Genomic DNA, 14,836 nt, shown 5'->3' with positions numbered 1-14,836 from the left:
GCGCTTCAATGGATCCGGCTGGCTTCACGCAGATTGATCCGGTCACCTGGCGCATCGAACCGACCGGAGCGATGCGCGTGCCGGCGATCATCTTCGCGGATGAGCAACTCATCAGCGAGATGGACGATAAGGTCGGTCAGCAGGCCTGCAATGTCGCGACCCTGCCAGGAATCGTGTCTGCCTCGATAGCGATGCCCGATGCCCATTGGGGCTATGGGTTTCCGATCGGCGGTGTGGCCGCCTTCGATCCGGAGGAAGGAGGCGTGGTCTCCGCCGGCGGCGTCGGCTTCGACATCTCATGCGGGGTGCGCACGATGCTCACCGGCCTGTCGGTAGAGGATATTCTGCCGGTACAGGAGGCTTTGGCCGAAACTCTGTTCCGGCAAATCCCCGCAGGCGTCGGAAGCAGGGGAGAGATGACGCTCGACGATGCCGAGATGGACGCGATGCTCACGGGGGGCGCGCGCTGGGCCGTAGAGCGTGGCTGGGGCGAGGAGCACGACCTGGACCGGATTGAAGACGGCGGCCGAATGGAAGGCGCCAGGCCGGATTTTGTCTCGGATCGCGCCAAGGAGCGCCAGCGGCGGGAAATGGGCACGTTGGGCTCCGGCAACCACTATCTCGAAGTGCAGGCCGTGGCTGAGATCTTCGATGAACAGGCCGCTGACGCATTCGGCTTGCGTGTCGAGGGCGTCGTCGTGACAATTCATTGCGGCTCGCGCGGGCTCGGCCATCAGATCGGCAGTGAGTTCCTGAAGGAAATGGCGAGTACTGCACCGGCTGCAGGGATCATCCTTCCGGACCGCGAACTGGCCTGTGCGCCCATCAAGTCCAAGTTGGGGGAGCGATACCTCGGGGCGATGCGCGCCGGGATCAACTGCGCATTGGCAAATCGGGAGATTCTCGGCCATTACAGCCGGCAGGTCTTTGGCCGCTACTTTCCGCAGGCCAGCCTCGAACTACTGTTCGACGTTTCGCACAACACCTGCAAGCTCGAGTCGCACGTGGTGGGCGGCAAGCGCCGTGAGCTCTTCGTTCACCGCAAAGGCGCAACCCGTTCGCTCGGGGCCGGCCATCCGGTCGTTCCGCAAGCATTCCGCGCCGTCGGGCAGCCGGTCCTTATCGGCGGGAGCATGGGCACCGCCTCCTATGTGCTGGCCGGCGAGCCGACGAGCGAGGAGAAGGCGTTTTCGTCCGCATGCCATGGTGCCGGCAGGGCGATGTCACGCCATGCGGCACTAAAGCTCTGGAGCGGCCGCCAAATCGTTGACGAGCTCGCTGTGCGGGGAATTCTCATCTGCAGCCCCTCCAGCCGTGGCGTGGCAGAAGAAGCGCCCGGCGCCTACAAGGATGTCGAAGCCGTCGTGCTTGCCGCCGAACGGGCCGGTCTTGCCCGGCGTGTGGCGCGCATGCGGCCCGTCATATGCATCAAGGGCTAGCCATAGCATCCGGCAAGATGACCATATGGCTGCAGACCAAGCCGAGGTGATCGATGTCGAAATTTCGCCGTTCGGTTTGCCAGGCTGCCTTCGAAATCCGTCAAACCCTCGCGGTGTCATTGTGTTCGCTCATGGCAGTGGGTCGAGTCATAAGCGCCCGCCTAATGTCTACGTTGCCGAGACGCTGCGGCGGCACGGCGTTGCGAGCTTGCTCTTCGACCTCCTGGGTGAGAGGGAGGCTGCAGACCGCGCCCATGTCTTCGATATCCCGCTTCTGGCCGGAAGACTGGTTGGTGCCTACAAATGGGTCTTGGCGGCGCAAGAGAGGCCAGGGCTGCCGATCGGGATCTTCGGGGCGAATACCGGCGCGGCCGCAGCCCTCAAGGCCGCGGATCTGCTCTGGCTTCGGTTGGATCATGCTTCAGTCGTCAATCCTAAACCCGACTTTCACGACCACCTGATAGTGCGCAACTTCGCCATCTTTGATGTGTCCCCGGATCTGGTCAACCTCGAACCATTCGAGATTTCTCATGGTCTTCGATGCCCGCTCAATCGCAGTCTCGATCGCCTCTGTGACGGAGGTCTTCGAACTTCCGACAAGTTCCACTTTCTTATAGACGTGGTCGCTCATGCCATCCTCCCGGTTTGCTTCGAATGGTGCTTGGCTTTTAGAAGAGGTCCACGGGAGGCTGCACGCGATAGCGCGCCGGCGCCTCCCCTAGCCTTCCGCGAAACAAGACCAACCTTATCAGACGATCCGGGAATCATTGGCTGTTGTCAAACGACCTGCGACAACAGCGGTGAGGTGGCACGTTCAGCGCAAATTTTACGCAATCACATGCAGGCCGCCGCGGAAACCGAAAATACAGCCACACTGCATGGGTGATGATATCGGCAAGCGCGCAGTGGCGCCCGCAACCGTGAGACATGAGATCGGTCTAGTGTTTGGTCATGCCGCCGATACCATCGCGATCAGCGCCAATCGTTGAGCCCCCCCCGAGATCACCCATGGGCTTTGCGGCCTCCCGGCCCGTACAAGATTCGATCGCCTGTTCTCTTGGTGTTAGAATTGGGACCAACCTGCGGAGTCGAAGATGACCAGAGTAACCGCCCTGCCGGATCAGATGGACTTCGACGTGACCGCCGGCGAGACCTTGCTGGAGGCGGCTTTGAGATCGGGCTTGCCGTTCGCGCATGCATGCGGCGGGCGGGCGAAATGCTCGACCTGCCGTGTCTGGATCCTCTCTGGCTTGGAGGCCTGCCCAAATCGGAATGCCACTGAGGCTTCGATGGCGGACCGATTGAGTTTGACGGACGAGGTTCGGTTGGCTTGCCAGCTTAAACCCCAAGGCGACCTTCGTGTCCGGCGGCTGGTGTTGGACGAAACCGACATGATGATCACCAACCAACTTGGTGCAACTGCCGCGACACGTTCTGGAGAAGCCAAGCGCATCACGGTGTTCTTCAGCGACATTGTCGATTTCACGGCGCTGTCGGAGAAGCTCTCTGCCTACGACGTGATGTACCTACTCAATCGCTACTTCGCCCAGGTCGGCGACATCATCGAGAAGAATGGCGGCTTCATCGACAGTTTCATTGGTGACGGGCTCATGGCCATATTCGGCATAGATGGTCGACCTGACGCACCGCTCCACGCCGTCAATGCGGCCCTTCAGACTCTCTGCACCGTGGATCGATTGAAGCCGTTCTTTGCCTCGATGTATGGGATCGACTTCGAGATCCGCATCGGCCTCAACTACGGCGAGGCTGTCATCGGAACATTGGGTTTTGCCGGACATGGACGACTAACGGCCATTGGTGACGTTGTGAATGTGGCGAGCCGGATTGAGGCCGCCAATAAAGATGCCGGTACGCGGTTGCTGATATCCGAATCGCTCCGTAACGTGCTTGCCGATAAGGTGGAAATTGCTGACTTTGTCAGAGTGCGCCTTCGCGGTACAAGCGAGCGCACAACGCTATTCGAAGTAGACAGGCTAAGGCCCGAAATCGACGCCGAGCTCAACGCCAAGCCCTCCCGCGAAACCATCCGACATGGCGGCCGAAGGTGGGTTTGCGCTCTTGCTGAACAAGACCTCCAGCTCCACGAAAGACGGATTCTCGACTTCGACGACTACGACATCGTCATAGTTCGCGAAGCGGACGGCTATTGCGCCTTCAACAACGCCTGCCCACATCTTCACTTGCCGTTATACGAGCGCCGCAGTCCAGCCCAGACAAAAGGGCTGCAACTCCCACACACCGAAAGTACCATTACCAGCGATCTTGGCCTCGTCTGCCGATGGCATCAAAGCTGTTTTGACCTGCTCACCGGCGAAATCAGGCAGTGGGCGCAATTACAGCAGGATGGCACTGCGCCTGGCTATGAATACGCGGGAGATATTTCGAAAAACCGCGCCAAGCTGGTTGTTTACCCGTGCCGCGTACAGGACGGCTCCGTCTGGATCGGCTTGGACTGACCACCCTGGCGTAACACTGCGCGGCGGCTTCAGCTGTCGGAACGTTGCCAATGGCCTCGACGGCGGCCCTGCCCGGTAGGGGCTATCTGCCATACCTGATGGATCTGGCTCTGAAAAGGAAGAGCAACCCAGGAAAGGTGTTCGCCCTTGCCGCGCTTCGAAGGAGGCGCCGCTATCTGGCCACGCTGAAGGCCAAATTCGACCCGTTGCTGCCATTCGCCGATAACGCTGGGAATTTCAGGTGCTGACCCTTCTGCGACGATGGAACCGGAAACGGGAAAGATCGACACTCTGCAGCCGTCCGAAAGGGATTATTGTGGCAGCAGTTACGTCTTCCAGGCTCAGATGCGCATGGCAGTGAAGTAACCTCGTCACAACTGATCAGATGGAGTATTCTATCCATCCTGGCAGGCATACCGGCCATGGCGCACCCTGTGGTGGGGGCGGTAGCACTCGACGCAAGCTGATTGCATGGGGGATACTGCAGTGGAGGGGCGCGAGGCGGATGAATCAAGCGTCAGTCTCAGACAACAGGTCGAACTGCTGAAGCGGGAGCTTGACGAGGCCCTCGAGCAACAGACGGCGGCGAGCGAAATACTGCGCGTCATTCCGATCTCGACCAACTCCGCGCAGCCCGTCTTCGATGCGATAGCGAAAAGCGTAGCAAGGCTATGCGCGGCGGAATTTTGTTTCGTATTTCAGTTCGACGGAGAGTTCCTACACCCAGTCGCCTATCACGGCATATCGCGCGAAGGCATTGAAGCAGTACGTGCCAGGTTTCCGCAGCGACCAAATAAAGGCAACGTCACGGGCAGAGCTTTTATCAGCGGTGTCATCGAGCAGATCCCCGACGTCTTTTCCGACCCAGATTATCAGATGCTCCAGCTGGCGGAGATCGTGTCGTACCGTAGCGCCATGGGCGTGCCGCTGTTACGAAAGGGACGTCCGATTGGATCGATCGCCGTCACTCGGCGCGCGATCGGCGTCTTTCCAGAGCGACAGGTTGAGCTGCTGCGAACATTCGCTGATCAGGCGGTGATCGCCATCGAGAACGTTCATCTTTTCGAGGAGGCGCAAGCGCACAACCGAGAGATTGGCGAGGCGCTCGAACAGCAGACGGCGACAAGTGAAATACTTCGCGTCATCTCGACCTCACCGACCGATGCGCAGCCCGTGTTCGACACGATCGCGCAGCGTGCAGCCCGGCTTTGCGGCGCGCAGTTCTGCCACGTGTTTCGCTATGATGGCGAACTGTTGCATTTCGTGGCGCACCACCGGCTGGAACCCGAAGGCGCGGTGCTTCCAGCCCCGCCCGGTCGAGGCAGTGCGGCCGGCCGTTCGATCCTCAGCCGATCAGTAGAGCAGATAGAAGACTGGCTCGCCGATCCGGAATACACGGCCTATACCGTCATCGGCAGTCAATCCTCGAACTACAGAAGCCTGGTGGCGGTGCCCATCATACGCGGCGGCGTCGCGATCGGAACCATTGTCGTGGCACGAAGCGAACCAGGATTGTTCCCCGATCGCCAGGTCGAAGTTCTCAAGACCTTCGCCGATCAGGCCGGGATAGCAATCGAGAATGTTCGACTGTTTTCCGATTTGGAAGAACGGAATCTCGACCTGAAGGAGGCTCTGCAGCAACAAACGGCGACAGCCGATGTTCTGAAGGTCATCAGTCGGTCGACCTTCGATCTCCAGACGGTACTTGATACGCTTGTCGAATCGGCCGTGCGGCTTTGCGAGGCCTATGATGCGGCCATTTTCCTAAAGGATGGAGACACTCTCTACTTGAGAGCGCATCACGGGCCAATTCCGATCGATTTCGCAGGCTGGCCGGTGTCACGGGGTTGGGTGACCGGACGGGCCGTCGTTGACAGAAAACCTATTCATGTGCCTGACCTGACGGCCGACGCCGACGAGTACCCGGACGGCCAGAGCATGGCCGTGCGGATGGGGCATCGCACGATTTTAGCGGCGCCCTTGCTGCGACAGCAGCAAGCTATTGGTGGGCTCGTCATACGCCGAACTGAAGTCAAGCCATTTACTGAAAAGCAGATCGACCTTCTCCAGACCTTTGCCGACCAAGCGGTCATAGCGATTGAGAACGTGCGGCTTTTCGACGAGGTGAAAGCGCGGACGGCCGAACTGGCCGAGGCGCTAGAACAGCAAACCGCGACGGCTGACGTTCTGAAGGTCATCAGCCGCTCCGCGTTCGACTTGCAATCGGTTTTGGATACTCTGGTGGCGTCCGGTGCCCGTCTTTGCGAGGCGGACATGGCGACGATGACCCGGCCGATGGGTGACGCGCATTATCCAGTGTCCAGCTACGGCTTCTCTCAGGAATTCGACCAATATTTCCGAGCGCTCCCGCTGGAGCCGGGGCGCGGGAGCATAGTAGGGCGAACCCTGCTTGAGATCCGGCCGGTTCAGGTGGCCGACGTCCTCCACGATCCCGAGTACGCCATGCCGGAAGCGCAAAGACTTGGCGGGTTTCGTACCGTACTTGGCGTGCCGCTCCTGCGCGAGGGTAGCCCGATCGGGGTGCTCGCATTGACCCGTTCCACCGTGCGGCCATTCACGGACAAGCAGATCGAGTTGGCATCTACCTTTGCCGACCAGGCCGTGATTGCCATCGAGAATGTGCGTCTATTTCAGGAAGTGCGGGCGAGAACCGACGAACTGTCGCACTCCCTCGAGGAACTCAAGGCTACGCAGGACCGATTGATCCAGACGGAAAAACTCGCCTCACTCGGACAGCTTACCGCCGGAATTGCACACGAGATCAAGAACCCGTTGAACTTCGTGAACAATTTCTCGGCGCTGTCGGTCGAATTGATCGAAGAGCTTCAGCAGGCGCTCGACGGCGCGCCGCGCTCCGAGATCGACGCACTCGCCGAGACGATAAAGGGTAATCTTAAAAAGATCGTCCAGCACGGCAAACGCGCCGATTCAATCATCAAGAACATGCTTATGCATTCGCGTCAGGGAGCGGGCGAGCGCAGGCCGACCAATATCAACGCCATCGTCGAGGAGAGCCTCAATCTCGCCTATCATGGGGCTCGAGCGGAGAAGCAGGGGTTCACGATCTCCCTAAAGAAATCGCTCGATCCGGTGGCCGGGGAGATCGATCTATACCCGCAGGAGATCACACGCGTGCTTCTCAACCTCATCTCAAACGGCTTCTATGCGACGAGCAAACGCGCAGCATCCGACCCCGGTGACAGTTATGAGCCGACGCTTGCGGCGGTGACCAGGGACCTCGGAGACAGCGTTGAGATCACTATCCGCGATAATGGTGTCGGAATCCCGCCAGAGGTGAGGGAGAAAATGTTCAATCCTTTCTTCACAACCAAACCCGCTGGCGAGGGGACCGGCCTCGGCCTGTCACTCAGCCACGACATCATCGTCAAGCAGCATGCCGGTTCCATCGAGGTGGAAACAGAACCTGGTCAGTACACCGAGTTTCGCATTCGACTGCCGCGGTTAACCCCGGCGATGGCTACACCGGAGGGCAAATCATGAGCCTCCTCATTCTGGTGGTCGATGACGAGCCCGACGTCGAACTGCTTTTCAAACAACAGTTCCGCCATGACCTGCGCGCTGGTCGCTTTGTCATGGAGTTCGCGCGATCAGCATCATCCGCACTCGAGCGGATCGCCGATGCGGGCGACGTCATGCTCATTCTCATCCTGTCCGACGTCAACATGCCCGGTATGAGCGGGTTCGAACTTCTGCCGAAGGCGAGGACCGTACGGCCTGATGTGCCGGTGATCATGATCACTGCCTATGGCGATCCGGATACGAAGCGACGAGCCATGGAAAGTGGTGCGGAGGCGTTGCTGACCAAGCCGATCGACTTTATCGCGTTGCGAGTAGAAATCGACAGTCGAGTTGGGCGCGCCGCATGAGCACAAGTATCCTCGTTGTTGACGACGAGCCGGACCTGGAGATGCTTCTTCTCCAGAAATTCCGGAAGCAGATCCGCGACGGATTACTGCGTTTCCTGTTCGCCTGCGACGGAGTTGACGCCTTGGCAGTGCTTGCTGCCAACCACGACGTGGATATTGTGCTGAGCGACATCAACATGCCGCGTATGGATGGCCTGTCGCTGCTGGCCAAGCTTCAGCAGAGGGACGTGGATCTGTCCACGATAATCGTCTCGGCCTACAGCGATATGCCCAACATCCGGATCGCGATGAATCGCGGCGCCTATGATTTCGTGACGAAGCCGATCGATTTTCCCGACCTGGAGGCGACGATCGTCAAGACGATCCACCACGTGGAGACGTTGCGTGAGGCGCAGCGCCGGCAGTCGGCCGCCGAGCAGGCACGTGCGTCACTTTCCCGTTACTTTTCGCCAAATCTCGCCGAACGCCTGGCCAGCAGCGCCGACGCCCTCGATCTTGGCGGAAAACGCCGAGATGTTGCGTCGCTCTTTACCGATCTGACGGGGTTCACCACACTGGCGGAAACGATCGAGCCGAACGTGCTTGGGCAGCTCCTCAACGATTACATCGTCGGCATGACTGACATCGTGTTCGCCCACGACGGTACTGTCGCCAAGATCATTGGCGACGCACTCCACGTACTTTTCGGCGCACCGGTCGATCAGCCGGACCATGCCAGTCGCGCGATCGCCTGTTCATTCGCACTTGACGCCTTCGCACGGTCTTTCCGTGAACACTGGTGCAGAAAGGGAATAGCCCTTGGCCACACCCGGATTGGTGCGCATGCCGGCACGGCCGTAGTCGGCAACTTCGGCGGAGGAAAGTTCTTCGACTATAGCGCCTACGGCGACACCATCAACGTTGCCGCGCGCTTGGAAGCGGCCAACAAGTCGCTTGGCACACGCCTCGCAGCGAACATGCAGGGGTTCTGCGGTCGCCCTGTTGGCGACCTCCTGCTCAGAGGCAGGGTGGAGCCGATCCGCGCTTTCGAGCCGCTTGAGGCCGAAATCTATGCCAGCGGCGCAACGCAGGCGTACATGGCTGCCTTCGAAGAGCTGGAGAGCGGTGATCCTCGTGCTGTAGCTTCATTCGCTGCGCTGGTTGGTCGCAATCCGGAGGACCCGCTCGCTGGCTTTCACCTGAGGCGACTAATGAACGGCGAATTCAGCACAACCATCAACCTCAAGAATTTGCACTGAGTGTCTACTGCATAATTCCTTAAATCGGAATCGATTTAAGGAATTATGCAGAAATTCAAAGTGTTACAGCGACCTTTGCGCGTCTAAATAGACGCGCGGCGCTGTAGCTTTCGGATCCGGTCAGGACCGACCTGAAGGGCGAGATCTCATGCTCCAAGGCCGAGGCGTAACGCCGACCGCGGTGTTCCCTTCATCGAATGAAGCAGTCGAGCGTTCCTTTGAATTAACGATCCCGAGTGTGCTCATGCGCATCGGAGCCTGAGCGCGGCCTACGAGGCAGGTCACGTTTTGCCTGCGCAGCGCGGATGGCATGTCGTTCTCTGCCGGATCCGTCCGTGGGCTGCAGCATCTTGCGAAATTCATCCCGTTTCTCGTGTATGGATGCAATCACCAGGCCCATCGGAATGCCGATGCCAACGAGCACTGCTTGCGAGAGCTGGAGGCTGGCTTCGATGGTCTCCGGCACTGCATCAGTGACTTTCAGCTCGTACAATTCAGTTGCGTGCACCGCATCCCGCGCGCGGGCGACGATGGTAAGTTCCGACCGCTCCGATCTCGCAGCGCGGACGATAGATTCAACCGCCTCGGCATTGTCCAAGGTCACGACAAGCGCGCGGGCGTTCTGGATTCCACAACGTCGAAGCAACTCGATCCGGGTGGCATCGCCATAATAGATCGTGGGACCGCGAGCTCGCTCATTGGCGACGAGCACGGGATCGGCGTCGATTGCGAGGAACCTCAATCCGTGCCGTGTGAGCATCTCGGCGACCAACTGTCCGACACGCCCGTATCCGACGACGATCACGCGCTCCAGACCATCGTCATGCTGGGGCGTCAATCCCGCGAATGCAGGTTCATCCATACCGGCATATGCTCGACCGCGGCCCAGTATACGGATCAGCAGGGGGATGCCAACCATCGTCAAAGTAGCCGCGACCGTGGCAGTGGCGCCGGCTTCGTCAAGGACGACGTTGCCCGCCACAGCTGCACCGATAAGGATCAATGCGAACTCGCCGCCGGGGCCCAGTACAACCGCCAGCTCGCCGGCACTCCGGTTCGTCAAGCCCGATAGGCGCGCGATGGGGAACAGGATAACTGCCTTTATGGCAAATAAACCGATCGCGACACCCACCGTAACGAACGGGTTGGCGATGATCTCCGAAAGATCCAGACGGGCTCCAACCGAGACGAAGAAGAGGCCAAGCAGAAGACCCTGGAAGGGCTGGATCGTGACCTCGATCTGCCGACGATACTCGGTTTCAGCCAGCAGGAGGCCCGCGATGAAGGCGCCCAGAGCCATGGACTGACCACTGAGCGCTGTGACAAGGCCAGAGCCGATCACGACCAAGAGGCATGCAGCGACGAACAACTCGCTGCTCTTTGTTGTCGCGACCAGCTTAAACAGGGGCCGAAGAATTAGGCGACCCAGCCCGGCCATTGCGAATAACGCAACTGCGGCAGGCGCTAGCGCATACAAAAAGCCGGCGCCGAGTCCCGTCCCTCCACGAGCACCCAACATCGTCACCATGAAAAGGAGAGGCGCCACCGCAAGGTCCTGGAAGAGCAGCACGGCGAAACTTGCGCGTCCAACCGTGGTGTTCAGCAGTTTGCGCTCGACAAGCGACGGCAGAATGATAGCCGTCGATGACATCGCGAGCGCGCTGCCAAGCACCACCGCCGAAGCTGGGGTTTGACCCAGCAAGCCCGCGACGGTCGCGAGGACGGCTGTTGAGGCGAGAACCTGCAAGCCCCCTAGCCCGAAGACGAGTTTGCGCATTAGCAGAAGGCGGCTCCACGACAGCTCGAGCGCGATCATGAAGAGCAGGAATGCTACGCCGAATTCAGCAAGATGCGCGATCTGTCCGACATCTGTTATGGAGATTGCAGAGAGCCACGGCAAATCTCTCGCGAGAGCTCCGAGACCGAAGGGGCCAAGCATCATGCCAGCGGCGAGAAATCCAAAGACCGGGCTCAATTTCAACCGCCCAAACAGAGGCACTATTACGCCGGCCGTCGCCAGAAACAGCAGAAGCTCCTTGTAATTTTCTGGTCCTGGCGTCATCGATAGCTCACAAACTTTGACCCAAGGCGCAACGCGCGCAGCCGCTTTTTACTACGAGCCGATGCGCACCACCGCTCGTAGGAGCACACTTCGTGTCCTCAGACGGATTCTACTCTCATTTCAGATGATGGTGTCTCCGGTGCGATGATAGTACCGGGCCAGCGGTTCAAATCGGCGACGAATAAAGACTACCTCTATTTTCGTGGCTCGCCGCGCCGGCAGTTCCCTTCGATCCATTATGCCATCTCTTCAGTACGGAACGAGAATACCACTCACTCCCACGCGACGCTCCGAGGTTTGAAGAAGCGGTACGACTACGACCTCTCCTTCCATAGGTCAGTCTAAGATTATGTGGGGTACAAACCGCGACAAATTCGCGGTGATGCAAGTACGATCCTCGCGGATGCCGAGGCCACAAGAACGGTCGCCGACAATCCAGCTCCCCAGCACCGCGTAGCCAGCCTCACTGTGAAACAGCGGCGCATACGCTTGTATCACGAAGCCTTCGTCGCCGTAGCTGCCCCCCAGAGACAGGAACTCCCTGCCGTCGCGATAGACACTTACATTCTCGCCTTCACGGGAAAGCAATGGCTTGCGGACGTAGTTTGAAAGCGGTGGGGGATCGTCGGGAAAAAAACTCGGCAGAAGGTTTGGATGGTTCGGATACCGCTCCCACAAGAATGCAAGAAGACCTTTATTTGCGAGAACCGCCTTCCAGGCGGGTTCAACGAAGATCGATCCTGATTGGGGCAGATGAGAACTGAAGCCCTCCCGAAACATAAATTCCCAGGGATAGAGTTTGAAACATCGATCGATGACGCGGTCCTTCAAATCCGTGAAGCGGCCAATGCCATCCACGCCAATATCACGAACGTCGAGTAGCTCGACGCGGTGACCGCCTTGCACAGCGCAATCCATGAGATAGACCGTCGTGCCGCGATCTTCCTCATTGTCTGTCATTGCGGCGAAATGGAAAATGGAGCTTGTGTCGAATTGTTGGAAAGCTTCGACCAAGCTCTCCTGCAGGGAGTTGAACTGATCGGCATTGGCCGGCAAAACACCGAGCGCAACCTGATCCGTCAGCCAATTATTCTGAAAGAAAGCCGACTCGAAAATCGAAGTCGGTGTGTCAGCATTGTACTCGAGAAGTTTGGCGGGTCCGCTGCCGTCATAGGCCAAATCAAACCGGCCATAGAGATGTCGCTCGCCCTGTTGCCAGGAGCGACGAACGACCTCACGGAACTCATCCGGGATCGCTAACCGATGAAGCTTTTCATCACTCCCCACAATGTCTGTGACGAGTTCCATGCACATTGCGTGAAGTTCCTCGCTCGGACCTTCGATTTGGGTTTCAATCTCCTCAAGCGTAAACACGTAGGCCGCGTCATCAAGCCAATACGGCTCGCCATACATTTCGTGGAAGCCAAAGCCGACGGCACGTGCCTTGTCCTGCCAATCCGGGCGTGCCGGCAGACTTATTCGGTGCATGTCAACCGCCAAATCCAAACGAGAACGAACGTCCGCCAAATCCTTGGCGCGCCACGGTTCGTGTGTTCACATTGACTGGCTTTACACTGTATCGGGAAGACGAGGCGCTGGCGCTCTGCGAGCCGCGGGCAGGCGCGGGCGTCGTCGTCACTGTTTGGCCGGAGCGCGTTCTATAGATGGGGGAGCCGGAGTACCCTCCACCACCACCACCGCCTCCCTGCTCCTCCTCTCGGCGGCGGTACTTGTAATAATCGTCAATTTTCTCGAACCCGGTAGACAGCATGTATCCTGCAATAAAGGGGATGAAGAAACTGCCCGCGCTTCCGCTGCCGTCGGCGCCGCGCGCCTGAGTGCATTGCGCCCACCCGTATTCTGCTTCGCATGCGGCGCGACGGTCGAACCGGGGAGCGCCCGCCAGGTGGGCGCGCATTGCGTCCTGATAACCGGCCCGACAAACTTGCTCATCCATGCCGGCCTGCATGCACTGGTCTACGGATTTGAACATGACATCTTCGGTAGGTGGGTTGTCGCCGCAACTCGCCAACGCAAGGCCGGAGGCCGCAATGGTGCCGAGGGCAAGGATAGGAGGCGTGCGGCCGGAAAGTCGTCTGCGCATCGGAGCTTCCTCAGTAGGTCATGCAAGCGGCATTGAGAATGCCGACCGCCAGGGCAATTCCTCCGCCCCAGAGACCCGCGGCCATATCCCCCCGCGTTATCTTCTCGTGGAGACCTGGCATTGTGAATCCCGCGAGGAAGAAGGCGAGCACTTGCATGACAATGCCAATGACCGCCCAGATGACGTAATCGAGAATGCTCACTGAATTGGCTGCCGCCGAGGCAAGCGGCAAACTGAACCCGATCAGGGCACCCATGAACGCGGTGACGGCAGCCAGGTTTCCCGATCGGATCAATTTGGCCTCCGCATGGGGAGTGAGGTGGGTGTAGACGGTCGCAAAGATCGCATAGGCAGCTAAGCCGATAGCGAAATAGGCGAGAAAAGCTGGCAGCCCTTCAACATAACCAAACATCCTTAGTCTCTCCAAAATACTATTGAAACTCGTCTTCAGTCACGTCGGACGCCGGCCGGGGCCGGGGCCGGGCCGGCCCGCCGGCGCCTACCCAGGGCTCGCTCTTGGCCCAGGCAGCGACCGTGTCCCGCTGCGCCTGCCGCCGACGATCGCGGTGCACAACGCGTCAAGGCGCAGCTACAGTGCCTACTCTTCTGCCCGCGGGTCGTCGGATCGAGCTCGACAAGCACCCCGCCCTTTTGCACTCGGATGCCGTTGATCGCATTTGCGGTGAATACCCGGCCCGGTTCTTTATACTCGACGATCTTGACCCGGCGGACCGGCTGGATCTTGCCTGTGCGGTCGCGACGATGTCGCCACCGCCGCGAGCAATGTCACAAGTAGCTAGCAATATGCAACTGGCGTCAGCGGGATCCCAGGCTAAATAAAGCAATATATGTCAGGATGTTATCGTAGAGGACGCACATGATTAGTACGACATTTGCGGGGGCGGATTCCATTTTCAAATGCAACAGAGACAAATTGGCCATGGTCTCTGGAGGATGGAAGTGGCCCGCTCGTTTGTGCAGTTGAGTATGAATGAACGACGCGTCATTGCGCGGATGCATAAGAAGAAGATCAGCCAGGCTGAGTTCGCGCGGTCGCGAGCCTATTCCGCCGGGCATTGAGGTCACGCTTCAGTCTGAAAACGGCATGCTTGGAATTGGACCTTTCCCCTTCGAAGGGGAAGAGGATCCCGATTTGATCAACGCAGGCAAGCAAACAATCAGCGAGTTGGCAAGTAGCAGTTATTTTTCGAGCTCCGACAGTTTCGCCATGATCCGCGGTGGCCACATCGACTCGACGGTTCTCGGCGCCATGGAGGTCAGCGAAAGTGGCGATATTGCCAACTGGATGATCCCAGGCAAAATGATCAAGGGGATGGGCGGAGCCATGGACCTGGTCGCGGGCGTCAAAAAGATCGTCGTGCTGATGGAACACGTGTCAAAGGATGGGTCGCTGAAGTTCATACCCTCCTGCAGCCTGCCGCTGACCGGCCGCGACGTCGTGGACATGATCATAACGGATCTTTGCGTCTTTGAGCGCCAATCTCCTGCCGCACCATTTTCGCTGATCGAACTGGCTGATGGCGTGTCTGCAGATGAGGTCGCATCGAAGACGACCGCCCGCTTCCTGAGATGAAGCCCAGCGCCGCT

At 59.0% G+C, this 14,836-nt stretch carries 12 protein-coding genes; 6 read left to right on the top strand and 6 right to left on the bottom strand.

Annotated elements, in window-relative coordinates:
* Positions 1–8 precede the first annotated feature (8 nt).
* Positions 9–1,439: an RtcB family protein gene (locus tag BC360_RS29860; RefSeq protein ID WP_065784713.1), complete on the top strand. Its 1,431-nt coding sequence runs from the start codon at positions 9–11 to the stop codon at positions 1,437–1,439.
* Between the two features lie 421 nt (positions 1,440–1,860).
* Here BC360_RS29860 and BC360_RS29850 read toward each other — a convergent pair whose 3' ends face one another.
* On the bottom strand, positions 1,861–2,070 hold the full coding sequence (locus BC360_RS29850; protein ID WP_065784711.1) for a dodecin: 210 nt from the start codon (positions 2,068–2,070) through the stop codon (positions 1,861–1,863).
* A gap of 463 nt (positions 2,071–2,533) precedes the next feature.
* Between BC360_RS29850 and BC360_RS29845 the strand changes: the two genes are divergently transcribed.
* Complete coding sequence (locus BC360_RS29845; protein ID WP_065797917.1) at positions 2,534–3,916, top strand: adenylate/guanylate cyclase domain-containing protein; 1,383 nt, start codon at positions 2,534–2,536, stop codon at positions 3,914–3,916.
* A gap of 29 nt (positions 3,917–3,945) precedes the next feature.
* On the opposite strand, the gene BC360_RS32265 is transcribed toward BC360_RS29845, so the two are convergent.
* Positions 3,946–4,206, bottom strand: coding sequence for a hypothetical protein (locus tag BC360_RS32265; protein WP_161491405.1), 261 nt, complete (start codon positions 4,204–4,206; stop codon positions 3,946–3,948).
* Positions 4,207–4,387: 181 nt separating this feature from the next.
* Here BC360_RS32265 and BC360_RS29835 point away from each other — a divergent pair, with 181 nt between their 5' ends.
* The 3 genes from BC360_RS29835 to BC360_RS29825 are packed head-to-tail and all read left to right on the top strand — an operon-like array spanning position 4,388 to position 9,062.
* Positions 4,388–7,438, top strand: a complete 3,051-nt coding sequence (locus BC360_RS29835) for a GAF domain-containing protein (protein ID WP_065797915.1) — start codon at positions 4,388–4,390, stop codon at positions 7,436–7,438.
* Positions 7,435–7,824: a response regulator gene (locus tag BC360_RS29830; protein WP_065797914.1), complete on the top strand. Its 390-nt coding sequence runs from the start codon at positions 7,435–7,437 to the stop codon at positions 7,822–7,824. The genes BC360_RS29835 and BC360_RS29830 overlap by 4 nt, the downstream gene beginning before the upstream one ends.
* The gene (locus BC360_RS29825; RefSeq protein ID WP_065797913.1) at positions 7,821–9,062 is read left to right on the top strand and encodes an adenylate/guanylate cyclase domain-containing protein; all 1,242 of its coding nucleotides are present in this window, start codon (positions 7,821–7,823) and stop codon (positions 9,060–9,062) included. The genes BC360_RS29830 and BC360_RS29825 overlap by 4 nt, the downstream gene beginning before the upstream one ends.
* Before the next feature lie 223 nt (positions 9,063–9,285).
* Here BC360_RS29825 and BC360_RS29820 read toward each other — a convergent pair whose 3' ends face one another.
* The 4 genes from BC360_RS29820 to BC360_RS29805 form a co-directional block, all read right to left on the bottom strand.
* Positions 9,286–11,124, bottom strand: coding sequence for a cation:proton antiporter (locus BC360_RS29820; protein WP_065797912.1), 1,839 nt, complete (start codon positions 11,122–11,124; stop codon positions 9,286–9,288).
* 336 nt (positions 11,125–11,460) lie between these two features.
* Complete coding sequence (locus BC360_RS29815; RefSeq protein WP_065797911.1) at positions 11,461–12,612, bottom strand: glutathionylspermidine synthase family protein; 1,152 nt, start codon at positions 12,610–12,612, stop codon at positions 11,461–11,463.
* A gap of 1 nt (position 12,613) precedes the next feature.
* Positions 12,614–13,228: a DUF1190 domain-containing protein gene (locus tag BC360_RS29810; RefSeq protein WP_065797910.1), complete on the bottom strand. Its 615-nt coding sequence runs from the start codon at positions 13,226–13,228 to the stop codon at positions 12,614–12,616.
* 10 nt (positions 13,229–13,238) lie between these two features.
* Positions 13,239–13,640 carry a DUF350 domain-containing protein gene (locus BC360_RS29805; RefSeq protein ID WP_065797909.1) on the bottom strand — a complete coding sequence of 134 codons (402 nt, stop codon included), beginning with the start codon at positions 13,638–13,640 and terminating at the stop codon, positions 13,239–13,241.
* 579 nt (positions 13,641–14,219) lie between these two features.
* Here BC360_RS29805 and BC360_RS29800 point away from each other — a divergent pair.
* Positions 14,220–14,822 (top strand): 3-oxoacid CoA-transferase subunit B, encoded by a 603-nt coding sequence (locus tag BC360_RS29800; RefSeq protein WP_083222788.1) that lies wholly within the window; start codon positions 14,220–14,222, stop codon positions 14,820–14,822.
* Positions 14,823–14,836 lie beyond the last annotated feature (14 nt).

The organism is Ensifer sp. LC163 (assembly GCF_001695855.1).
GTDB lineage: Bacteria > Pseudomonadota > Alphaproteobacteria > Rhizobiales > Rhizobiaceae > Ensifer.
Note: the sequence above shows the minus strand (reverse complement) of the source record. Positions and strands in the feature narration are given on the sequence as shown.